The sequence below is a fragment of the Methylosinus sp. shoA genome, assembly GCF_059718125.1.
On the sequence record NZ_AP046091.1, the window covers coordinates 4387105 to 4409862 of the forward strand.

Annotated in this window: 23 protein-coding genes; 7 read left to right on the forward strand and 16 right to left on the reverse strand. The window is 68.6% G+C overall.

Features of this window, described 5'->3' with window-relative positions:
* Positions 1-2: 2 nt before the first annotated feature.
* The 13 genes from AC6IW9_RS20625 to AC6IW9_RS20685 form a co-directional block, all read right to left on the reverse strand.
* A complete protein-coding gene (locus tag AC6IW9_RS20625) occupies positions 3-3866 on the reverse strand; it encodes a baseplate multidomain protein megatron (protein WP_497766751.1) in 3864 nt (1287 codons plus the stop codon).
* A 21-nt stretch (positions 3867-3887) separates the two neighbouring features.
* On the reverse strand, positions 3888-4331 hold the full coding sequence (locus tag AC6IW9_RS20630; RefSeq protein ID WP_497766754.1) for an NlpC/P60 family protein: 444 nt from the start codon (positions 4329-4331) through the stop codon (positions 3888-3890).
* Entirely contained in the window at positions 4328-5077 is a 750-nt protein-coding gene (locus AC6IW9_RS20635; protein WP_497766757.1) for a phage/gene transfer agent baseplate hub protein, read from the reverse strand. Before AC6IW9_RS20635 ends, AC6IW9_RS20630 begins: the two co-directional genes overlap by 4 nt.
* 9 nt (positions 5078-5086) lie before the next feature.
* Positions 5087-5416 carry a phage head closure protein gene (locus AC6IW9_RS20640; RefSeq protein ID WP_497766760.1) on the reverse strand — a complete coding sequence of 110 codons (330 nt, stop codon included), beginning with the start codon at positions 5414-5416 and terminating at the stop codon, positions 5087-5089.
* Positions 5413-5994, reverse strand: coding sequence for a head-tail connector protein (locus AC6IW9_RS20645; protein WP_497766763.1), 582 nt, complete (start codon positions 5992-5994; stop codon positions 5413-5415). The genes AC6IW9_RS20640 and AC6IW9_RS20645 overlap by 4 nt, the downstream gene beginning before the upstream one ends.
* A gap of 62 nt (positions 5995-6056) precedes the next feature.
* On the reverse strand, positions 6057-7286 hold the full coding sequence (locus AC6IW9_RS20650; RefSeq protein ID WP_497766766.1) for a phage major capsid protein: 1230 nt from the start codon (positions 7284-7286) through the stop codon (positions 6057-6059).
* Between the two features lie 92 nt (positions 7287-7378).
* Entirely contained in the window at positions 7379-8005 is a 627-nt protein-coding gene (locus AC6IW9_RS20655) for an HK97 family phage prohead protease (protein WP_497766769.1), read from the reverse strand.
* Positions 8005-8166, reverse strand: coding sequence for a hypothetical protein (locus AC6IW9_RS20660; RefSeq protein ID WP_497766772.1), 162 nt, complete (start codon positions 8164-8166; stop codon positions 8005-8007). The genes AC6IW9_RS20655 and AC6IW9_RS20660 overlap by 1 nt, the downstream gene beginning before the upstream one ends.
* Positions 8163-8351 (reverse strand): hypothetical protein, encoded by a 189-nt coding sequence (locus AC6IW9_RS20665; protein ID WP_497766775.1) that lies wholly within the window; start codon positions 8349-8351, stop codon positions 8163-8165. The genes AC6IW9_RS20660 and AC6IW9_RS20665 overlap by 4 nt, the downstream gene beginning before the upstream one ends.
* 13 nt (positions 8352-8364) lie before the next feature.
* Entirely contained in the window at positions 8365-9552 is a 1188-nt protein-coding gene (locus AC6IW9_RS20670; protein WP_497766778.1) for a phage portal protein, read from the reverse strand.
* A gap of 105 nt (positions 9553-9657) precedes the next feature.
* A complete protein-coding gene (locus AC6IW9_RS20675; RefSeq protein ID WP_497772573.1) occupies positions 9658-10986 on the reverse strand; it encodes a DNA-packaging protein in 1329 nt (442 codons plus the stop codon).
* Positions 10940-11446 carry a hypothetical protein gene (locus AC6IW9_RS20680; RefSeq protein ID WP_497766781.1) on the reverse strand — a complete coding sequence of 169 codons (507 nt, stop codon included), beginning with the start codon at positions 11444-11446 and terminating at the stop codon, positions 10940-10942. Before AC6IW9_RS20680 ends, AC6IW9_RS20675 begins: the two co-directional genes overlap by 47 nt.
* A 305-nt stretch (positions 11447-11751) precedes the next feature.
* Complete coding sequence (locus tag AC6IW9_RS20685; protein ID WP_497766784.1) at positions 11752-12246, reverse strand: YcgN family cysteine cluster protein; 495 nt, start codon at positions 12244-12246, stop codon at positions 11752-11754.
* A gap of 143 nt (positions 12247-12389) precedes the next feature.
* Here AC6IW9_RS20685 and AC6IW9_RS20690 point away from each other — a divergent pair, with 143 nt between their 5' ends.
* The 3 genes from AC6IW9_RS20690 to AC6IW9_RS20700 are packed head-to-tail and all read left to right on the forward strand — an operon-like array spanning position 12390 to position 15761.
* Positions 12390-14582 (forward strand): transglycosylase domain-containing protein, encoded by a 2193-nt coding sequence (locus AC6IW9_RS20690; protein WP_497766788.1) that lies wholly within the window; start codon positions 12390-12392, stop codon positions 14580-14582.
* A gap of 16 nt (positions 14583-14598) precedes the next feature.
* Positions 14599-15171 carry a DUF1214 domain-containing protein gene (locus tag AC6IW9_RS20695; RefSeq protein WP_497766793.1) on the forward strand — a complete coding sequence of 191 codons (573 nt, stop codon included), beginning with the start codon at positions 14599-14601 and terminating at the stop codon, positions 15169-15171.
* The gene (locus AC6IW9_RS20700; protein WP_497766795.1) at positions 15168-15761 is read left to right on the forward strand and encodes a DUF1254 domain-containing protein; all 594 of its coding nucleotides are present in this window, start codon (positions 15168-15170) and stop codon (positions 15759-15761) included. Before AC6IW9_RS20695 ends, AC6IW9_RS20700 begins: the two co-directional genes overlap by 4 nt.
* A 76-nt stretch (positions 15762-15837) precedes the next feature.
* Here the strand turns inward: AC6IW9_RS20700 and AC6IW9_RS20705 are convergent, their stop codons facing one another.
* Positions 15838-16506 (reverse strand): aminotransferase class IV family protein, encoded by a 669-nt coding sequence (locus AC6IW9_RS20705; protein ID WP_497766797.1) that lies wholly within the window; start codon positions 16504-16506, stop codon positions 15838-15840.
* A complete protein-coding gene (locus tag AC6IW9_RS20710; protein WP_497766800.1) occupies positions 16455-17657 on the reverse strand; it encodes an aminodeoxychorismate synthase component I in 1203 nt (400 codons plus the stop codon). The genes AC6IW9_RS20705 and AC6IW9_RS20710 overlap by 52 nt, the downstream gene beginning before the upstream one ends.
* Positions 17658-17969: 312 nt before the next feature.
* On the opposite strand from AC6IW9_RS20710, the gene AC6IW9_RS20715 reads away from it, so the two are divergent.
* The 3 genes from AC6IW9_RS20715 to ypfJ all read left to right on the forward strand — a co-directional run bounded on the left by AC6IW9_RS20715 (position 17970) and on the right by ypfJ (position 20462).
* Entirely contained in the window at positions 17970-18512 is a 543-nt protein-coding gene (locus AC6IW9_RS20715) for a DUF2442 domain-containing protein (protein ID WP_497766803.1), read from the forward strand.
* Positions 18513-18624: 112 nt separating this feature from the next.
* Positions 18625-19545 (forward strand): TIGR00282 family metallophosphoesterase, encoded by a 921-nt coding sequence (locus AC6IW9_RS20720; protein ID WP_497766806.1) that lies wholly within the window; start codon positions 18625-18627, stop codon positions 19543-19545.
* Complete coding sequence (gene ypfJ, locus AC6IW9_RS20725) at positions 19542-20462, forward strand: KPN_02809 family neutral zinc metallopeptidase (protein WP_497766809.1); 921 nt, start codon at positions 19542-19544, stop codon at positions 20460-20462. Before AC6IW9_RS20720 ends, ypfJ begins: the two co-directional genes overlap by 4 nt.
* A gap of 48 nt (positions 20463-20510) precedes the next feature.
* Here the strand turns inward: ypfJ and AC6IW9_RS20730 are convergent, their stop codons facing one another.
* Positions 20511-21038, reverse strand: coding sequence for a transposase (locus AC6IW9_RS20730; RefSeq protein WP_497766812.1), 528 nt, complete (start codon positions 21036-21038; stop codon positions 20511-20513).
* Positions 21039-21160: 122 nt separating this feature from the next.
* Between AC6IW9_RS20730 and AC6IW9_RS20735 the strand changes: the two genes are divergently transcribed.
* Complete coding sequence (locus AC6IW9_RS20735; protein ID WP_497772574.1) at positions 21161-22711, forward strand: NAD(P)H-hydrate dehydratase; 1551 nt, start codon at positions 21161-21163, stop codon at positions 22709-22711.
* Positions 22712-22758 lie beyond the last annotated feature (47 nt).

Consider the following 22758-nt stretch of genomic DNA (forward strand, 5'->3'; position numbering starts at 1 on the left):
GGTCACTCGATCGTGAGAACCGCCGCGAGCGGGAAGCCGCGTCCCGCACGCGCGCTGATCTGGAATATCCGCAGCTCCAGGCTCGTCTGCGGGGCGCCGAAATCGGCGAGCTCCGCGCTCGTCGGATAGAGGATCGCGGTCGTCGTTCCGCCGAGGAGGCGCACGCCGCCCCCCGGCAGGACGATCTCGATCTCATAGGCTTCGCTCGCTTCGCCGAGCGGTGTCTCGATAGGCTCCCAGGCGTCGGCGTCGATGCGCCCGCGCCGAATGAACGAGATCGTCACGCCCCCTGCCCCGCGCCGCGCGCGCGCATGCGTCGGCGCGTAAGGCTGCAGCGCCTTGCGCGTCGCCGCGACGCTCGCCTCCACATAGGTCGCATCGCCATGGTCGCGGTCGATCGGCCCGATGCGATAGATTCGCGGCGAGTCGATCTCGGCGACGTCGCGCGCGAGCGGAACGAGAGCGTCGTCGAGCAGCACGACCGTCGCGCCCGCCGCGACGCTGCGCCCCGCGAGCGCATCCTCGCCGCCGAGTCCGCGCAGCAGACGCGACAGCCGATAGGTGTTCGCCGCGACGAGCTCCGCATGTGTGAAGGCGACGATCTCCCACGCGCCGTCGGCGCCGCGGATCGCGATCGCCGAGCGCAGAGCGAAAGCGGCGGCGTCGTTCACCGAGGCGAGCACGCCGGAGAAGAGGCGCACGGTGACGCCGGACCCGCGATCGAAACGTCCCGTCGGCCCCGGCGCGAGCGCATCCAGCGTCACGCCGATCGTCGCGCGCTTCTCGATGACGCCGGCCGCTTCGAAAGACGGGCCGACCTTTCGCAACAGAGCGAGCGCGCCGGGCCAGGGATCGGCGAAAGCCGCGACATGAGAGAGCGATGCAGCCTCCGTTCGCGCGAGCGCCAGATCGAGCACGACGATGCGCGGCGGTCCGATCGACGCGGGCGGCGCGAGCGCCGGCCGAGGAAACGGCCGCGCCGCGACGTCATAAACGCTGGGATCGATCGCGCGCGCCTCGACCGCGCGCTCCGCGCCATCGGTGATGCGCGTGATCTGGAGCAGGCGCCCCGGCGCCGCGGCCAGCGTGACGACATCGCCGGGCTCCAGCGCCGCGAGGCCCGGCCGCAACGCGAAGCTCGCCGTCTCGCGACTCGCCCACAGGCTCTGGAGCCACGCGTCCGCGAGCCTCTGCGCGGCGGAGCGGCCCATCATCACCGCCGCCTGCGCTTCGCTGCGCCGCGACGAATAGCCCTCGAGCCGCCGCGACAGCACGCGACCCGTGCGATAATCGAACTCCGAATCGCAGAAGGACAATGCGATCTCGTGCGGCAGCTCGCTCTCCTGCGCGCGCCGCAGATCGATGAGCCGTCCGTCCTTCTGCGCGACGAGATCGTCCGCGCCGATCTCCCGCACGGGCTTTCCCGCGCGCGAGACGAAGCGCAGCGCTCCGCCGGAGACCGCCGCGTCGAATCCGAACAGATCCGCGAGCGGCTCGATCGCATCGCGCGGCGACATCGTCGCATCGAGCGCATAGCCGTCGAGAAAGCCGTGGATCGCCGGCCGCGCGGCCGCGAGCTCGCCCTCCACGGCCGGCGCCGCCAGCGCGCCGACCAGCCGATCGAGCGCGACGCCGTCGAGACGGCCGTTCAGCCAATGGCCCGTCTCCCAGTTCGGCGCATCGGCCCAAATGTCGCTGCACGCCGGAAACGCCGGAAACGGCCGGGCGTCCCAGCACCAGATATGGATGCGCGAGACGTCGACCATGCGCCCGCCATAGACCGGCGACAGCGGATTCCTCTCCTCGCCTCCGGGCGACGTCGGATCATAATGCGTCAGCATCGCCTCGATGAAGCGCGCCTGCATCAGATCGTCGCGCCCGCCGCGCGAAAAATGAGGCAGACCGCCGTCGGACGAATGCGCGTCGGGAAACACATTGGGCGCATTGGCGCCGCGATCGACGGCGGGACAGCCGGTCTCCATGATCCAGATCGGCTTTCCACGCGGAGTCCAGGCGGTCGGCGCGGAGAGCTCCACGCCGCCGACGCGCTCGACATGCGCTTCGCTCCACCAGGAGAGCAGATCCTTCTGGCGGAACATCCACGCCTTGCCGAGTCCGTCCGTAATAGGCGTGCGTGTCTGCGCCTCGCGATCCGCCTCGCTCGCGTAGAACCAATCGAAGGCTTCGCCCGAGGCGACGCGCGCGCCGAGATAATCGAGATCATAGACGCTCGAGGCGACCGCCGCGTCGAGATGCTCGGCGCCGTCGCGCCAGTCCGACAAGGGCCAATAGACATCGACGCCGACGAAATCGATCGCCGCCGACGCCCATAGGGGATCGAGCGGAAAGCGCGCCTCGCCAGCCGATGGAACATGGACGCCATATTCGGTCCAATCGGCCGAATAGGAGATTTTCGTCGTCGCGCCGACAATGCCGCGCACATCGGCGGCGAGCGTCTGCAACGCCGCGACGGCCGGATAGGCGCCCGGCCCCGAGCGCACGCGCGTGAGCTCGACCAGCTCCGACCCGATGAGAAAGGCGTCGACGCCGCCGGCCGCGACGCAGAGATTCGCATAATGCAGAATGAAGCTGCGATATTGCGTGAAGAAGGCCGCGACCTGCGCCGCCGCCGCATCCGTTCCGTCGACCGCGCCGCTCGTTCCGGGCGCCGGATCGCAGGTGACGCGTCCGCGCCAGGGAAAGGCCGGCTGCGGCGCGGAGCCCGTATGCGGATCGACGAGCGCATTGTCCGGCGGGACGTCCATCATCACGAAAGGATAGAAGGTGACGAAGAGTCCGCGCGCGCGCAGATCGGCGATCGCCGCGCGCACGGATGCGTCGCTCGGCGTGCCGCCATAGGCGGCGCGGCCGTCGATCTGCGAGACGAGCCGCGCGCCGGCGCGATCGATTCCGGCGACCGACCAGTCCGGCGGCCACTGGCCGCCGACGAGGTAATCGAACTCGCCGATCGTCTTGAAGGTCGCGTCGACCCGCGGCGCGATCGTGCAATGACCGGCGCGCAGATCGTCCCCGAACCAGGCGACGACGAGCGCGACGCTCTCGAGGTTCGGGCACAACGCCTGCAGCGCGTCCATCGACGCGACCCAATCGGTCGCCGCCGTCGACTGATGGCGATTTTCCGCGCGCGTCTCGCCCGGCGTGAAGAAATTCAGCTGCAGCGTCGGCTGATAGCCGGCCTCCGTCGCGCCGGGAATGATGTCGACTCCGCGGATCATGTCGCCTGCTCCGGCGACGGGCTTCACCACCTCGAAAGTGAGCTGCGGAATACGATTGCCGAAGGCTGCGAGCGCCAATTGCTCGAACACGACATAAGCGAGTCCGCGATAGGCGGGCGCATTCTCCGCGCCCTCCTTGGCGACGATCAACGGATTGGGAAGCTGCTCCTCGTCGCCCTTGTAGATGCGCATGGGCAGGCTCGTCATGTCGAGCTCGGCGCCGTCGGCGAACACGCGGCGGACGAAGGCGGTCGGCCCTTCGCAGAGGCCGACCGCGAAATTGGCGAAATAGGAATAGGTCACATTCACGGTTCGAGCGCGGCCGCCGCCACCCTTGCCGTTATTGCTCGAGCTCTCCACCGACGCGCTCGCCTGCTCGAGAAAGCGCGTCGCCCAGATCACTTGCCCGCCGATGCGCGCGCGGCCGTAGACGCGCGGAATCGCGGCGCCTTCGGTCGAAGCGATTCCATCCATGGATTTAAGACGCGGACCGGTCGCATAGCGCGTCGCCGGCCGTGGCGTCAGCGCCATATCGACGAGCGCGCCGGCCGCCGCGCCGGCCACATTGCCCAGTAGGGAGCCGACCGGCGCGGCGAGAGCGCCGACCGACTGCAGCAGCAGCGTCGCCATGATGTCCTCGTGAAGCCGCGTTCAGTCCACGACGCCCGGAAAGGCGAAGGCGCCGACGATACGCCGGCGCCAGAGGCCGATCGGCGCCTCCGCGACGCAGGCGCCGCCATGGGCGTGAACCATATGAGTCGCGCTCGTAGCAACGCCGAGATGTTTCGCCGGCGCGCCGTCGCGAAAGCGAAACAGCAGCACGTCGCCGGCGCGGAAGGCGCGCGCGTCCACGGCGACGAAATGCCGATGCGCGGCCAGCGCCAGCGTCTCCTCGCCCAGAGCCTCCGCCCAATCGGGCGTGTAGGGCGGCGGCGCCTCCGGCTCCGGCCCGACCAGCGCGCGCCATACGCCGCGCACGAGGCCGAGGCAATCGCATCCGGCATGAATGAGCGACGCCTGATGCCGATAGGGCGTGCCGATCCAGAGCCGCGCCTCGGCGACGACCGCCGCGCGCGTCAGAGGCTGCGCGCTCATCGAAACAGGCTCCCGCCGTCCATCGCCGGCGCCGCCGAGCTCGGATAGGCGACGACGAGATCATTGCCCGGCATATGCGGAAAGCCGCGAAAATTGACGATGTTCGCGAATTTCACCCGGCATGTCTCGACGCTCTTGTCGCAGCCGGCGACGAGATCGAACTCATCGCCCGACGCGATCTCGCCGGCGAGCGGCGACCACAGCGCGAAGCTCGCATGATCTCCTGCACGGCGATGCGATTTGATCGTCGCGCGCGCGCCGGAATTCGCCCCGCTCGTGAAAGTCAACCGGCCGGCGGTGAAGAACGCGTCGTCGAATTCGCCGGACAGGCTCGCGACGAAGGCGCCGGGAGACGATTCGGCGACCACGCCCGACGCGCGATAGGTCGCGGCAGAAAGATCGACCTTGCAGCGCGCGTCGCCGAGATCGGCGGAGCAGCCGCGCTGAAAGGAATCGCCGCGCGGCTGATCGAACAGATGCGCGAGCGAGCGCAACTCCGCGGCAAAGGCGAATTCGCTGCGCCGCACCTCGCCGATCGTCGCGGCGTCAATCAGCAGCCGGTCGTCCACATTGCTCCAATCGACGAGCCAGATCTCGACGGAAGCGCCGTCATAGAAGCCATTGGCGAGATCGGCTTCGCTCATTCCGTCCGATCGCAGCGCGCCTAGCGCAGCGACCAGCGCGGAGTCGCTCGCGAGGCGGAAGATGATCGCCTTGCGCAAGGCGACGATAGGCGAAACGCTCATCCCTTCTCCTCAGTGTTCGATATCCTCGCAGCGGCAGAGAAGAAACCTTCGCAGCCCGTCGGGATCATAAACCGAATGAATGAGCAGCTTTCGCGCGCCGGCGACGAGGCGCATGCGGCTCGTCACATCGGCGCGCCAGCGAATGAGCGCGAGGCAGGAGATCGCCTGCTCCTCCCGTTCGGCGACGAAGCGCGCTTCGCCGGAAAGCGGCGTCACCTTCGCCCAGAGCTGGGCGAGCGGCGCATAGCTGCGCGTCGTCGAGCCGCTGTCGTCCGGCGCATCCACCGGCGCCTCGAGCGTCATGCGCAGGCGCAGCGCGCCGATCGTCGCGGCGCTCATGAGAGCCGCTCACGCCGATAGGGCCGCGCGAGCGCGGCGACCAGCGTCGGCAGGCGCGCCGCCGCGTCCAGCTCGTCGCCTCTGTTCTCGTGCCAATGCGCGACGAGCGCGAGCACGGCGCGGCGCAGGGGTTCGGGCGTATCGCTCGCCGCATCGCCATAGCCGGCGACGATGTCGATCTCGATTCCGTCGGCGCGGCGCCCCGGCGCTCGCGGCGCTTCGGCGAACACGATCCGCCCGCGCTCTTGCGCAGGCGAAGCGCGATAGCCGCTCGAATCGAGCGTCGTCGCCACATCCTGCTCGTCATAGACGCGGATCGCCGCGACGTTGCGCAACGGAGCAATCGGGAGCGGGAGCGTGCGCCGGCGCATGGCGGACGCCGGCCAGGCGTCGAGCGTCATGCGCCAGCTCTGCGTGACGAAGAAGCGTCGCGTGAAGGCTTCGAGCGTCAGCCGCGCCGAGACGATCAGCGCCGACAGCAGCTCGTCCTCGTCGCTCGAATCGAGCCGCAGCCATGCTTTCGCCTCTATGAGCGATACGGGCTCCACGAGGGGCCCGGAAAGGAGAGACAGGATCATGTGTCCATCCGAATCTCGCGCCGAGAATCGGCCGCGCGAGCGCGCCCGCGCGGCCCGTGACATCAGGCCGTGCCGAACTTCAGCAGCTTGATCGCCTCGAAGTCCTGCACGCCGCCGCCGACGCGCTTCGTCGTGTAGAACAGCACATAGGGCTTGGCGGAATAAGGATCGCGCAGCACGCGGACGCCGAGCCGGTCGACGACGATATAGCCGCGGGCGAAATCGCCGAAGGCGACCGACAGGCTGTCGGCGCCGACATTCGGCATGTCCTCGGCTTCGACGACGGGGAAGTTGAGCAAGGTCGCCGCCGCGTCGAGGCTCGCCGGCGGCGCCCACAGATATTCGCCGGCCGTCGTCTTGAACTTGCGGATCGTCGATTGCGTCTGCCGGTTCATCACGAATTTGCCGTTCTGGCGATAGCCGGCGCGCAACGCATAGACGAGATTGAACAGCGCGTCGGACGGATTGCTCGCCGCGAAGCCGCCGGAGACGCCCGTCGCCACATAACCGATGTTTCCCCAGCTCCAGCTCGCGTCGGCGACCGTCGTATAAGCGAGAAAGCCCTTCGGCCGATCCGTTCCGGAACCGCTGACGAAGGCGGCGCCCTCCTGCTCGGCGAAGGCCGTCTGCACTTCCTCGGCGATCCATTGCTCGATGTCGACGGCGGCGTCGTCGAGCAGAGTCTGCGTCGCCGCCGGCATGGCGTAGATCTCCATCGCCGGAAAAGAGAGATCGACGATCTGCTGATTGGTGGTCTGCGGACGCGCGGCGGTCTCGGCCACCCATCCGGTCGCCGGTCCCTGCGTCGCACGCGCCTTGCGCAGCGAATGCGTGGAGATTTCGCGCACGCTGGCGATGGCGCGGATCGGCGACAGACGCGCGAGACGGCGCAGGATCTCCTGCTCGGCCGGCGTCGGCACGAGATAGCCGCCGTCGGGACCCGAGCCCGCCGACAGCGCTTTCGATTCGAGCGCCTTCAGCCCCGCCGATTCGCCGGCGCGCATGTAGAGCGCGAAGGCGGATTTATGCTCCCGCGCGGTCTCGTCCTCGCGCGGCGCGGCGGAGAGGCGCGGCCGCGCCAGATCGAGCGCGACACGGTCGATGCGCCGCTTCGTCTCGTCGATGGCGCGATCGATACGCTGAAGCTTCTCCTCGGTCACGATATCGGCGCCGAGCCGCGTTTCGATCTGCGCGAGCCGCTCCTCGTTCGTCTCCTTGAAGGCGGCGAAAGCACGATTGAGATCGGCGAGGACGTCCTCGCCGGCGACGGATTTGATTTCGAGAGACGGCATGTGCGAACAACCTCTTCCTGCTGGAGAAAATGCGCGACGACTCTTCGCGAGCGCGAAAGTTCGTCGAGACGACAAGCCGGAGTCGTACGCGGCTAGCGCCGGTCGAGCGCGCGCTGCAGTTGCATCTCGAAGCCGCGCGCCGCGCGCTGCATGCGCAGCCGCGCCAGCTTCTGGCCGAGTTCCGCAGCCGGCCGGCGCCACGGCGCGGGACGCGGCGGCGCTGCGGCGATGCGCGCCTGCGGCAGCGCGGGAAAAGTCACGATCGAAATTTCGATCAGATCGATCTCGACGAGGCGCCGTCCGCCGTTGCGATCGCGCGATGCGCGAAGAGCGCGAAAGCCGATCGACAGGCCGTCGAGCGCCCCGGCGCGGATCAGCGACAGCGCTTCGCGCGCCCGCGCCACGGCGAGGTCGAGCCGCCCCTTCACCTTCAGGCCGCGCGCGTCCTCGCCGATCTCCGACCAGACGCCGATCGGCTCCTCGGGCCGATGCTGCCACAGCATCTTCACGCCCGCGGCGCCGCGGCGGCGCAGGCTCGCGGCGAAGGCGCCCGGCGCGACGATGTCGCCGCATGTGTCGCGAATGTCGAAGAGGCTCGCATAGCCCTCGAACACGCCGTCCGCGCCGGCCGACGCTATGCACGAGGCGGCGCGCTTCGTCTCGAGCGGCAGAGGCGCGAAAGCACAGGCGCGAATGTCATGTAACGTTTTTCCGCCCATCAGGCCTTCTCCCGCGTGGCCGCGAGAGGAGCGCGCGGCGCCTCGCGCAGCCGTTCCAGAGCGCGCACGAACGTCTTGAACACGATCTCCGCGTCGACCCGCGGCGCCTTGCGCGCGAAACGACGCTTTGCGAAGCGGGGATGCAAAGTGACGAAGCTCATGAATCGCTCCCGTAACGTCGGTTGAAGCGTGCGAGCTCGCGCACGAAGGCGTCGAGCCGGCGCGTCGAGGCGCCGAGCTCGCGCAGCGCGCGCAAGGCGAAGGCCGTGGCCGCGCTCGCCCAGAGGAACAGCGCGAGATGGGCGAGATCGCCGCGCTCGATGATTGAGGTGACGATCTCGGTCATGGCGAACTTTCGATCAACGCGAGGAGTCCGGACGCGCCGCGCGCTCGTTCATCGGGCCGTAGCCCGCCGCCTCGCGCTGCTCGTCCACGGTGAGGAAGGCGGCGCCGCCGATGCGTGTCCACTCGAGCGCGCGCTCCTGCGCCAGCGCATCGATGCGATCGGCGTTGTAGTCGAGCCGGAACGGCGCGAAGCCCGGCTGCGTCCAGGCGTGAAAGGATTTCTGCAGGCGCTGCACGAGCGGGATCACCGTCTGGCGCCAGAAGGCGCGGTTCGCCTCCTCGTAATTGCGGAACGTATTGTCGCCGGGCAGGCCGATCAGCAGTGGCGGCACGCCGAAGGCGAGCGCGATCTCGCGCGCGGCCGACGCCTTCGTCTCGGAAAAATCCATGTCCCTCGGCGAGAGCGACAGCGTCTTCCAATCGAGCCCGCCCTCGAGCAGCAGCGGACGTCCCGCATTGTCGGCGCCGGAGAAATTCTCCTCCAGCTCCTGCTTCAGCCGCTCGAATTGCGCATCGGTGAGATGGCCGCCGTCCGGCCCGGCATAGACCAGCGCGCCCGAAGGCCGCGCGGAATTGTCGAGCAGCGCCTTGTTCCAGAAGCTCGCCGCATTATGTGTGTCGAGCGCCGTCTGCGCGGCGGCGAGCGGCGCGAAGCCGTAAATGTCGTCGACCGGATTGAACAGGCGGATGTGCAGGATCGGTTCGACGCCGCGACGCTGCATGTCGAAGCGCACGCTCTCCCCGGCCGCCGAATAGACATAAGCCGACGGCCATCCGTCGCGGCCCGTCACGACGCTCGTGCGGTCGGGACGTAGGCAATAGATCTCACGCAGCAGCCCGTCGACGAAGACGCCTTCGACATAGGCGTTTCCATAGAGCAGCAGATTGGAACAGAGCGCCTCGATGAAGGAGACGCTGGTGTCGCTGGAGTTGGGCCGCTCGATCAGCCGCAGCAGCGGATGCTCGGGATTCTCGGTCCGCCCTTCGTAAAGCAGCCAGGGCACGGAGGCGCAGCCCTCCGCGATCATGCGCACGGCGCGATAGCAGACGGCGTTGCGCTCATAGCCGGCGCGCGTCAGCGCCACATTGTTGCGCGCCGTCCATTGCGGCGCGCCGACCGCATGCAGAGCGAGAGTCGCCGCGCGCGAATTCTTCTGCTCGGGCGCGCGCGCGCCGAACAGGCGGGAGAGGAAGGAGGGCATGAGAGGTCCGTTCGAATGAATAAGAGAGGAATGGAATAGCGAATAGTGAGTAGCGAGTAGTGATGGGAGCCATTCACTACTCGCTACTCGCCATTCACGCCGTCCTCACAACCGCCGCATTCGCGGCTCGGCGGCGCGCGGCGTCAGCGCCAGAGCGGTGATCGCCCAGACCAGCGCGTCGAGCCGGTCGGGACTGCGGCCGGACGACAGGCCGTCCGGGCCGAAATCGCACATCTCGTCCTCGAGAGCGGGAAAGGCGCCGACATGGCGCACCCTGCCCTGCTCATAGAGCTGCGCCGCCGGCGCCGCGCGCAGATATTTGCCGCGCGTCGCGCGCGCCTCCTTCACCGGCACGCTCGGATCGGCCTCGTGAATGACGGCGCGCACCATCTCGCCGCCCTGATTGACCTCGGCGACGAGCGCGTCGGCGGAGAGCTTGTGATAGAGCGCGACCGCCGCGCGCGCCCATTGCGCCGGCCGCGCCGCCTCCAGCGTCGCATCCTCGAGCACATGGACGATATTCTGCGCGATCCCCGCCGCCACTACGCCGCAGCGGTCGGCGCGCCGGCCGGACGACGCCGGCGGATCGACCGCGACCACGATGCGCTCCAGCGCCGGCGCCGAAGCGACGCGCGCGCGCTCCATCATGCCGCGCGTCCACAGAGCGTCGGCGCGCTGCTCGACGATCTCGCCGTCGAGCTCCTGGCGTCCGAGACGCGTGCCCGCATATTGAGCGAGCACGGCCTCGAGGAAGGAGGGCGCGAGATTGGCGGCGTTCGCCCGCGTCTTCGCGCGCGTCACCGCGACGTTTCTCTCGTTCAGCAATCGCTTCACGAGAGGAATGGGCCGCGGCGTCGTGGTCACGAGCTGGCGCGGCCAGTCGCCGAGGCGAAGCCCGAATTGCAACATGTCCCAGGTCTCCTCGGCATAGCGCCATTTGGCGAGTTCGTCGCACCAGGCGGCGGAGAATTGCGGGCCGCGCAGACTCTCCGGATCCTCGGCGGAAAAAGCCTGCGCGACGACGCCATTGTCCCAGGTGAGCCGCCGGCGCGAGGATTCCCATCGTGGCCGCTCGCCTCGCGCATGAGCGGCGAGAATGCCGGACACGCCTTCGACCATCACGTCGCGCACGTCCGCCACGGTCTCGCCGACGAGCGCGATCGGCGACAGCGGACGCGTCGAAAATTGCAGCCGGCCGAGCGCGATCCCCTTGACCCATTCGGCGCCCGCTCGGGTCTTGCCGGCGCCGCGCCCGCCGAGGATCATCCACACGCGCCAAGGGCGCCCGTCCGGCGCCGACAGCGGCGGCCATTGATCCTCGCGGGCGCAAAACTCCCAGTCGGCGAGCAGCAGCGCGATTTCGCGCGCCGAGAGTCCCTCGAGGAGATCACCCAATTTGCCGGCCGCCGCACAGGCGCTCGAGGCGGCGAGCAAGCTCCTCGCGGAGTTCGGCCAATCGGCGGGGAGGCTCGTCGGCGCCACTCGTGTCCTCCTCTTCGCCGCGCGGCGCGGGGCCGGCGTCGCGAGACATTCGCTTCAATTCGGCGAGGCTGCGCACGAGGCTCGCGAGCACGCGCGCGCTCTGCTCCATGTCCTTCGGCCCGCCCTTGTCCAGAGCCGTCTCGGCGCGCTCGAACTCGCGCTCCACCGCCTCTTCGAGCCGCGCGATGAGGCTCTTCGAGGGTTTGTGCTTCGGATCGCTCGCAGCGCTCTCGGCGCGTCTGATCGGCGACGCGCGCATCGGCCAGCCCTGCGCAATGCGAAAGGCGCGAAATCGACGCTCGCTCATGCCGAGCATCTCGCGCAGCTTGTCGACAGGCACGACGCCGGCGTCGTAGAGAAGCTTCGCCTTGTCGATATCCGCGCGCTCGCGCGCGGCGCTCGTGCGCGCCATGCGAAGAATCTCCGATACGATCGATGACGACCCATCGCCCGCGAGAAAGGGCGCTCCCTTCTCCCGCTGGTGGGAAGCAAGGTGGCCCCGCGCAGCAGGGTCGGATGAGGGCTCGAGGGGCGATGCAATATGCGACGATCATGCGCAGTGGCGCACGACGCGATCTTTATTCATCACGCACGGCGCGGAGCGGCCCTCCTCCGACCCGGTTGCGAGGGTCCGCCTTCGAACGCCGAAGCGCAATTGTGGAGCATGACCCTTGTCTATAGGACCATCGTCTCGGTGTCAAGGAATATTTTCATATCTCACGCCGCCCGCCGTTTCCGCCGCCGTGGCCAGCGCTTCGGCCACAGCACGATGAAATGCGGCAGGTCGTCGGTGTCCACCTCGCATTCCAGCGCCGCCACGCGTCCGCGCACGGAGACGCCCGCGCGATGCACGCTGTCCGGATCGCCGGTCAGCAGCGGATGCCAGTCGGGCAGGTCCTTGCCCTCCGCGCGCAGCCGATAGGCGCAGGTCGGCGGCAGCCAGGCAATGGCCTTCAGCGCCGAGACGCTCAGCCGCACGCAATCCGGAACCTTGGCCTTTCGCCTCGCATAGTCCCGGCAGCGGCCGCTCGCCGGGTCGAGCAGATCGCAGCCGACATTGGTGTGATGGATCGCGCCCGTGTCCTCGTCCTCGAGCTTGACCAGGCAGCAACGTCCGCAGCCGTCGCACAGCTTCTCCCATTGCGCGCGCGTCAATTGCTCCAGCGGCAATGTCCAGAACGGCTCGCCCGTCTTCTCGTCCTTGCGGCTCATTCCCTTACGCCCGACCCTCGTCCACGGCGCTTCGCGCGCTTATTTCATTCTGCCGGCGAGCGACAGCGAGCCATCGTCAAGACGGCTCCGGAAGTGCTATCATCCGGGCTCCGGCGCCAATCGGTCGGCAGGGGAGCGACGAATTGCTCGAGCGTATTCGATCCTCGCGTTTATACAAGCGTATCGCCAGGCTGCTGCTGGCCCTCGACGCCTATATCGACTCGAGCCTGTTCGATTCGAGCCGCGGCGCTCGCGAAGCGTACGAGAATTTCTCGGCTTTCATGCGCCGCTTCCAGGTGCGCGGACTGCGGCGGATCGCCGTCGAGCTCGGCTGCGAGACGCTGACGCTCTCGCTCGGCGGCGCCGTGGTCGCGGCCGCGCTCGCGGTCTCGGCCATGCGCATGACCAGCGACGACTGGCTGAAGAAGCAGGACCTCTCGATCACCGTCCTCGACCGTTACGGCGCGGTGGTCGGCCAGCGCGGCATCAAGCACGACGACGCCGTGCCGCTCGACCAATATCCCGATTACGTCATCAAGGCCGTTCTCGCCACCGAGGACCGGCGTTTCTACGAACATTTCGGCATAGACGCCATCGGCACGCTGCGCGCGGTCACCGTCAACGCCCGCTCGGCCGGCGTCGTGCAGGGCGGCTCGTCGATCACCCAGCAGCTCGCCAAGAACGTCTTTCTCTCCAACGAGCGCACCATCGCCCGCAAGATCAACGAGGCCTTCCTCTCGCTCTGGCTCGAGCAGCGGCTCACCAAGCAGGAGATCCTGAAGCTCTATCTAGACCGCGTCTATATGGGCGGCGGCACCTTCGGCATTCAGGCCGCGGCGGAATTCTATTTCGGCAAATCGGTGCGCGACGTCGACCTCGCCGAGGCGGCGATGCTCGCCGGCCTGTTCAAGGCGCCGGCGAAATATGCGCCGCATGTCAATCTTCCGGCCGCGAGAGCGCGCGCCAACGACGTGCTCGACAATCTCGTCGTCGCCGGCTTCATGACGCAGAGTCAGATCGTCGCCGCCCAGCGCAATCCCGCGACGCCGATCGAGCGCAGCCGCGACCAGAGCCCCGACTGGTATCTCGACTTCGCCTTCAAGGAGGCGCAGCGGCTGGCCGAATCCGGCAAACTCGGCGACAATCGCGTGCTCGTCATCCGCACGGCGCTCGACCCCAATATTCAAAAGCGCGCCGAAGAGGTGATCGAGGAAAATCTGCGCGAGAGCGGGCGCGCCTATCGCGTCAAGCAGAACGCCTCCGCCTTCATGGACCTCGACGGCGCGGTGCGCGCCATCGTCGGCGGGCGCGACTATGGCGTCAGCCAGTTCAACCGCGCGACGGAGGCGGCGCGCCAGCCCGGCTCCTCCTTCAAGCCCTATGTCTATCTCACCGCGCTGATGACCGGCAAGTTCAAGCCGACCACTGTCGTCACCGACCGGCCGACCTGCATCGGCAATTATTGCGTCCACAATTACAGCGGCGGCTACGCCGGCTCGCTGCCGCTCTCGCTGGCGCTCGCCAAATCGCTCAACACCATCGCCATTCAATTGTCGATCTCGATCGGCAACGGCGAGTCGCGCGTCGGCCGCGCCAAGATCATCGACACTTGCCGCCGGCTCGGCATCACCACGCCGCTCGAGGACACGCCCTCTCTGCCGGTCGGCCAGAGCGATGTCATCCTGCTCGAGCACGCCGCCGCCTACGCCGCCTTCGCCAATGGCGGCAGGAAGACGACGCCCTATGCCGCGACCGAGATCCGCAACAGCCGCGGAGAGCTGCTCTATGAGCATGACCGCGACGCGCCGCCGCAGGAGCAGGTCATCCCCTTCGAGAAGATCGCCGAGCTCGACACGATGATGAAGCGCGTCGTCGACGAAGGCACGGGCGGGCGGGCGCAGCTCGGCCCGGGCGTCGACGTGATCGGCAAGACCGGCACCACCAATGGCTACAAGGACGCCTGGTTCTGCGGCTTCACCGGCAACATGGGCGGCTGCGTGTGGTACGGCAACGACGACAACGAGACGATGAACAATATGACCGGCGGCACTCTGCCGGCGAAAACCTGGCACGACATCATGGCCTATGCGCATCAGGGCATCGCCATCAAGCCGATCCGCGGCCTCGCGAGCCCGGCGTCGCTCGCCGCGCTCGAGGCCGCGCCGCCCAAGACAGTGGAGCTCGGCGCGCCGGCGCGGCCGGCGGCGCTGTCGCGCGGCGCGCTCGACGCGCTCGGCGAGATCGAGTCGAAGATCAAATTCATCGACGCCAAGCGCGCCGCCGCGCCGACCGCGGCCAATGTCCCCCCGGCGCGGGGCCACGGCGAGAAGCGATGAGCGATTGCATCCTCACATGAGCAATTACCTCAAGGCCTTCGCCGTCATGATCACGGGTCTCCTGATCGGCTTCGCCATGACCGCCGTCTCTCTCGGCCTCGGGCGCGGCTTCGGCGCGCTCGCGGCGGGGCCGTGGACCGCCTGGCCGCGCCACGGCGGCGCCGACATCGATCCCTATGCGCGGGCCATGCTCGCGCGCACGGGCGAGGCTCCGCTCGGCCATGACCAGGGCCTCGCCTTTATCGCCCGCGCCGATTCGGGCGGCGCGACGCTCGACGGACGTTGCGTCTATCGCATCGCCGATCCGACGCCCGCGGCCCGTTTCTGGACGCTCGGCGCCGCGACGACGAGCGGCGCGCTGATCGACAATCGAGCGCAGCGCTACGCATTCACCTCCGCGGAGATTCTGCGCCGCGAGGGCGGCGGCTTCGAGATCGACGCCGCGGAAGAGGCGCGTCCCGGCAATTGGCTGCCGACGCGCCGCGGCCCCTTTCTGCTGATCCTTCGTCTCTACGATACGTCGCTCGACACGGAGGTCGCGCCCGATCCCTCGACCTTTCCGAAGATCAACAAGCTCGGCTGCGCATGAAATTCTTCGATCGATTGCTCGATTGGCTTCCCTGGCTGCTGGCGACGGTCTGCGTCGCGGGCGCGGTCCATATCGTCTCGGTGCTGCTGATGCCGGAAGTGGCGCCGCGCAACGCTTTCGCGCGTCTCGCGGCGGCGGCGCGCGACGCGCCGACCACGGAGACCGGCGTCGCTCTGCTGCCGCGCGACGCGCCGGGTGCGGAAATCATGCCTTTCGAGGATCCGGCCTTCGCCGAAGGCGTCTGCCTGTTCGATCTCTCCAAGGGCATGATGCGCATCCTCACGGATGCGGACGCAGAAGATTATCTCGCGCTCTCCTTCCACGCACGCACGGGACGCGTGTTTCACGCGGCGACCGACCGCTCGGCGATCAAGGGCAAGATCGAGGTGATGATCGGCGATGCGCGCCAGATCGAGGCTCTGGAGAGTCAGGACGAAGAGGCGCCGCCCGCCCAAGTGCGCGTGACCTCGCCGACGAAGCGCGGCTTCGTGCTGATCCGGTCCCTGGTGAAGCGCACGAGCGACCGCGACCGCGCCGAGCAACGCCTGCGCATGGTGAAGTGCGAGACGGTCGCGGAACCCGAGAGCTGACGAGCGGCAATGAAAGAAGTTCGCGCCCTCCTTCTCCCGCTCGCGGGAGAAGGAGGGCAGCTCGGAGATTTCGCGTTTATTCCTCGATCAGCCTCGCGCGCGTCAGGCCGCGCAGCGAATTGCCCATATGGAATTCCACATCGGCAAAATCCTCGAGCCGCAGCAAGCGCTCCCGCGCCACGCCGCTCGCGAGAAGATGCGCGCGCAATGTGCCCGGCAGCAGGCCGCAAGAGAGCGGCGGCGTCAGCAGCGCGCCCGCGCGCGCGAGAAACACATTCGTGCGCGCGCCTTCACAAATTTCGTCGCGCTCGTTGAGGAAGAGAACCTCGTCGGCCTTGCAGCGCAGCGCCGCCTCGGCGAGCTCGCGCTCGTAAATGTCGCGACGCGTGGTCTTATGGCGAAGCATCGGATCATCCGAGAAGAACCGCTCCTCGGCGACGGCGACGCGCCAGATCGTCTCGGGCGGCGTCGCATCGAAGGGCAGCGCGCTCGTCTCGAAACGCCCGTCGCGCGCCAGCACGAAGCGCACCCGCAGCCGCTCGTCGAGCGGATCGTCGACTGCCTCGCGCAAGGCGGAAAGAAACGTCTCGTCCTCATGGACGAATCCGAGCGCGCGCGCGGAAGAGCGAAGACGCGCGACATGCTCGTCGAGACAATAGAAGCCGGTCCCGGCGGTCCACAGCAGAGTCTCGATCAGGCCGAAGTCGTCAGCGCGCCCGTCAGGAATTTCGCCTTGATCAGACATTCCTCATATTCCTCGCGCGCCCGCGAATCGGCGACGACCGCAGAGCCGACGTTGCAGACGAGTTCGCCGTCCGGGAACAAGGTGAGCGTGCGGATCGCCACATTGAAGCGGATCGCCCCGTCCGGCGCGATGAGGCCGAGCGAGCCGCAATAGACGCCGCGCGGCGCACATTCGAGATCGCGGATGATCTCCATCGCGCGGATTTTCGGCGCGCCGGTCACCGAGCCGCAGGGAAAGAGCCCGGCGAAGAGTTGGGCGAGCGTGACGCCCCGTCGCAGCTTCGCTTCGATGCCGGAGGTCATCTGATGCAGCGTCGGATAGGTCTCGACGGTGAAGAGATCGGTGACGCGCACCGAGCCGACCTCCGAGAGACGCGAGAGATCATTGCGAAGCAAGTCGACGATCATCAGATTTTCGGCGCGCGATTTCTCGTCCTGCGTCAGCAGCGCCGCACGCGCCATGTCCTCCGTCGGCAGAAAGCCGCGCCGCGCGGTGCCCTTCATCGGGCGGGCGCGAATGACGCCTTCGCAGACGTCGAAGAAGACTTCCGGCGACAGCGAGACGATTCTCTCCCCGCCCAGCGCGACGACGCCGCCATAGGCGACCGGCTGGCGCTTGCGCAGCGCGCGATAGAGCGCCGTCGCCTCGCCCTCGTAGCGGCCGTACATCGGGAAGGTCAGATTGATCTGATAGACGTCGCCCGCATAGATGAACTCGCGGCAGGCGTCGAAGCGCTCGGCATATTCGCGAAAGCTCCAGGCCGGCCGCAGCGCGATGTCGATCGTCGGATCATCGGCGGCGAGCGAAGCGGCGTTGCGCCACTCGTATCGGCGCGGCGTGCGGAAAGCGCCGAACAAGAGCAATGGCGTGCGCGCGCGGGGAACGGCGCCGCTCATGAACTTCTTCTCGAGCGCATAGCCGAGTTCGTAGCCCGCATAGCCGGCGAGATAGAGTCCGCGGCGCGAAGCGGCCTCCATGCGCGTGAAAGCCTCGGAGACGTCCTGCGGCTCATGCGCCGCGATGATCTCTTCCGGCCCGTCGAACAGCAGCGCCCCGCCCTCGCGGCCGTCCTCGAACACCACGAAGGGTCCGTCCGGGGCTCTGCTCGGATCATAAGGCTCACGCCCGCGAATCTCGGCGATATGGAACAAAGCGCGGAACTCCGGTTCCGATCGTCGAACGATCGCGCGGGGCGAAAGCGCTTCGCGGCCTCCTCGCTCTCGGGAAAGCCGAAGCGCTCCCTTCGGGAGAGAGGAACGAGCGCCATCTCGAGCGACCGCTCTCGAATTACGAAGGTTTATCTTACATCAGCGCGGCTTCCGTATGAAGCCGCAAGTGATCGGCGGCCCGAGAGAGCGGGGCAGGTGAAAACGCCTCTTCCGACGCTGGCGATGATTTCCTTTGCCAGACACGCCCTTGGCGCATAGGCAATAGTTGCCTATAATCGGGAGGCGGGAGCCTCGATGCCGACAATCCGCCGTTTCGCCGACTGCAAGATCGCGATCTACGCGGACGATCGCCTCCCCCCGCATTTTCATATCGAAGGACGGGGCTTCCGGGGGGTCGTCGACATCGAAACCTCGAGGTTGCGGGCAGGCGAGGGGCGCACGCTGCTCGTGACGTGGAAGGGCGGCGCCGAGAGCCCGGTGGATGTCGGCGAGCACATCGCGCGCTACGCGATCTTCGCGCTGCTGCGGATCGACGACGCCGCGTTCCGCGAGGTCGCGGTCGGAGAATGGGGATGGAGCGCCCATTGGACCGACGACATGGAGCTCTCGTCAGACACGCTTTGGCGGCTGGCGCTGGAACAGGGCGGCGCATGGCTCCGGGCCTGGCGCGAAGCGCATCGGATGACGCAAGCCGAAGCGGCCTCCGCATTGGGCGTCAGCCCGCGCATGTGGCGCGCTACTACGAAGCGGGACAGCGCCTCTTGCCGAAAACGGTGCGTCTCGCCTGCGCCGGTTTCGACGCGCAGGCCGCGGCGGCTTGAACGTCGTCACGCATAGGCTTCGTCGATGGCGAGCCTCCGACCGAGAAAGCTTCCGACCGAGAAAATTGCTCATTCGCCCCTTGCGCTATATGCAACCTCGAAACGTCCTCCCGCACCGCGAGCGCTCGATGACCCATCACCCCGACCAGCCGCCGAGAGAGCGCGGAACGCGCCTCCTCTTCATCGGCGATGTGGTCGGCCGGGCCGGGCGCAAGGCGGTGACGGAGCGCCTGCCGGAGCTGCGCCGGCGCTGGTCGCTCGATTTCGTCGTCGTCAATGGCGAGAACGCGGCCGGCGGCTTCGGCATAACCGAGACCATCTGCGACGAAATCCTCGAGGCCGGCGCCGATTGCGTCACCACCGGCAATCACGTCTTCGACCAGCGCGAGGCGATGGTGTTCATCGAGCGCCAGCCTCGCCTCTTACGCCCGGTCAATTATCCGCCCGGCACGCCGGGCCGCGGCGCCAATCTCTACACGGCCGCGAACGGCCGCCAGATTCTGGTCGTCAATGTCATGGGCCGCGTGTTCATGGACGCGCTCGACGATCCTTTCGCGGCGATCGAGCGCGAGGTCGGCGCCTGCCCGCTGGGCGCCGCTTGCGACGCCGTGGTCGTCGACATACATGCCGAGACGTCCAGCGAGAAAATGGCGATGGGCCATTTCGTCGACGGCCGCGCCTCGCTGGTCGTCGGCACGCACACCCATGTGCCGACTGCGGATGGACAGATATTGCCGCATGGCACGGCCTATATGACCGACGCCGGCATGACCGGCGATTATGATTCGGTCATCGGCATGGAGAAGGAGGAGCCGCTGCGCCGCTTCACCCGCAAGACGCCGGGCGCCCGCCTCGAGCCCGCGCAGGGCGAGGCGACTCTCTGCGGCGTGGCGGTCGAGCTCGACGCCGCGGGCCTCACGCGGCGGATGGCGCCGGTGCGGCTCGGCGGGCGGCTGGCGCAGGCCGCGCCCTTCTTCTGGGAGCAAGAGACGAAGGAGCCCGAGGCGTCCGAACGGGCGCTGCAGGCGAGCGGAGCGCCGCAACCATGAGATGGGAAGATTTTCGCAGGTCCGAGAACATAGAGGATCGCCGCGCGTCCGATTACGCCGAGGGGAGCGCGGGCTCCGGCTTCGGAATCGGCGGGGGAGGGCTCGGCCTCGGCACGATGGTGGTGCTCGGAATCATCGCCTATGCGCTCGGCATCAATCCCGCGGTGCTGATCGGCGGCGCCGAAATGCTCCACAAGATGGGCGGCGGCGGCCAGGTCGCGCAGCAGCGCTACGACCGCCCCACCCGCCAGGCGCCGTCCGGCGCGCCCGCCGACCGCCAGGGCCAGTTCATCGCCGCCGTGCTCGCCGAGAACGAGGACGTCTGGTCGCATGTGCTTCCGGATCAGAAGGGCGTGCGCTTCACGCCGCCGCGCCTCGTGCTGTTCAACGGCGTCACCGGCTCGGCCTGCGGCCGCGCGCAATCGGCGATGGGGCCGTTCTACTGCCCGCTCGACCGAAAAATCTATCTCGACACCTCCTTCTTCCGGGACATGGACCGGCGCTTCGGCGGCGGCGGCGACTTCGCCTACGCCTATGTGATCTCCCATGAGATGGGCCATCACATCCAGAACGAGCTCGGCCTCCTGCCCAAAGTGCAGCGCGCCCAGCAGATGGCGTCGAGCCGGGCCGAGGCCAATTCGATCTCGGTGCGCGCCGAGCTGATGGCCGACTGCCTCGCCGGCGTCTGGGCGGCGCACGCCGACAAGAACTGGCGGATTTTGGAGCCCGGCGACGTCGAAAAGGCGATCCGCACGGCGCAGGCGATCGGCGACGACCGCCTGCAGCGCTCGGCGCAGGGCTATGCGGTGCCGGACAGTTTTACGCACGGGTCTTCGGCGCAGCGGGCGGAATGGCTGCAGAAGGGGCTGCAGTCGGGGCGGGTGGACAGCTGCAATACGTTTTCGGCGCAGAGATAATAATTTAAGGGCGCGCCCTTCTCCCGCTTGCGGGAGAAGGAGACGCCCTCAAATCGTCCGCCGCGCCCTGGTCGTCATCTCCGCCGCCCGCAGTCTTTTCGCCAGCACGGCGAGGTCGCCCGCCGCGCCGAAGGCCGCGCGGGGAGCGATGAGGCCGACCGGCTCGGAGAGGCGCGGGGCGAGGCGCGTCAGCAGCGAATGCGGCGCGGCGCGCAGCACCAGCGCCTGTGCGCGGTCGCCGAGCTCATGCGCGTCGCGCAATTCGTCGACGAAGCCGCGCTCCGGCGCATGGCCGGCGCGCAGCACCAGCACGTGCGGATAGCGCACGCCCGGCAGGGCGCGGGCGAGGCCGGAGCGCGCGTCCACCGCCTCGACGAGGCCGCAGCCGGCCTCCTCGGCGATGACGCCGAGCCCCGAATCGGGCGGCCCCACCAGAACCGCGTCGGCGACGAGCCCGGCGACGCAAGCCTCGACCAGCGAGGCGAGCGTGCGCACGATCCCCTCGCGCGCCGCCCCCTCCCTCGCGCCGGTCCCGGCGCGGGGCGTGTCGAAGGCGAGGATGAGGGCCGAGAGCATGAGCGTTGCTTCGATTTTCGTTCGTGTGGAAAACTTATTCCACACTCACGCCCCGCGCGGCAAATTCGCCCGCTTTCGCGAAAGCCGTTGCGGAGGACGACGCCTTCGGCCACCATTCCGCCATGCCGTACGGCCCCTACCCGCCCGAGCTCCTGACCACCGCGCAAATGGCGCGGGCGGACCGACTCACCATAGAGAGCGGCGTCGCCGGCATGACGCTGATGGAGAAGGCCGCCGCGGCCATCGCCGCCGCCGCCACCGCCTTTCTGGTGAAGACCGCCGGGCGCCGCGTGCTGGTGCTGTGCGGGCCGGGCAACAATGGCGGGGACGGCTATGTCGCCGCGCGCATCCTGCGCAGCCAGCGCTTCAAGGTGCGCGTCGCCGCGCTCGTCCCGCCCGAGGCGCTGCGCGGCGACGCGCGCGAGGCGGCGGCGAGCTGGGACGGCCGCGTCGAGGACGCGGCGAGCTGCGACTTCAAAGGCGTCGATCTCGTCATCGACGCCCTGTTCGGCACCGGCCTCGCCCGCGACATCGACGGACCCGCCGCGACGCTGATCGAGCGGCTCAACGCCTGGCGCGCGGAGACCAAGCAGAAGATCATCGCCATCGACATCCCCTCCGGCGTCGACGGCACCAGCGGCGCCATTCGCGGCGTCGCCGTGCAGGCCGATTCGACCGTGACCTTCTTCCGCTTGAAATGCGGCCATCTGCTGCTGCCCGGACGGCTGCGCTGCGGGACGATCTCCTGCGCCCATATCGGCATCCGCGCCTCCGTGCTCGCACAGATCCGGCCACAGACTTTCGTCAACGAGCCCGACGCCTGGGACGAAGCGTTGCGCCCGCCCCGCGTGGAGGGACACAAATATGCGCGCGGCCATGCGGTGGTGGTCTCGGGCGGCGCCTCGCATACGGGCGCCGCGCGGCTCGCGGCGACGGCGGCGCTCCGGGCCGGCGCCGGGCTCGTCACGCTCGCGACGCCGCAGGACGCCTTCGCCGTCAACGCCCCCGCCCTCACCTCTGTGATGGTGCGAGCGGCCGACGGCCCGGCGGGACTCGCCGGCCTGCTCGAGGACAAGCGCAAGAATGTGGTCGCCCTCGGCCCCGGGCTCGGCGTCGGCGAGGATTGCTGCGCCCTGGTCGAGGCGGCGCTCGCCCCCTCGCCCGAGCCCCGCGCCGCGGTGCTCGACGCCGACGCGCTGACGAGCTTCGCCCTCGCGCCCGAGCGGCTGAGCCGAGCCGTCGCGAGCGCCCCCGGCCCGGTCGTGCTGACGCCGCACGGCGGCGAATTCGCGCGCCTCTTCCACGGCCAGCGCTGGGAGCGGACCATGTCCGGCGCGCCGATTTCGAAGCTCGAGCGCACCCGCGACGCGGCGCGCGAGATCGGCGCGGTCGTGGTGTTCAAAGGCCCGGACACCGTGGTCGCGGCGCCGGACGGGCGCGCCTCCATCATGCCGGAGGCCTCGCCCTGGCTCGCCACCGCGGGCTCGGGCGACGTGCTGACCGGGATCGTCACGGGATTGCTGGCTCAGGGCATGGAGCCCTTCGCGGCGGCGAGCTGCGCCGTCTGGATGCACGCCGCCGCCGCAGAGGACTTCGGCCCCGGCCTCATCGCCGACGACATCATAAATCGTCTGCCGGCGGCTTGGCGAAGGCTGGTCCCGATGCAATCTTAAGACCTGCGGGGCCGAATGAAACCGACGCGTTCCCGCGGCGTTTTGCG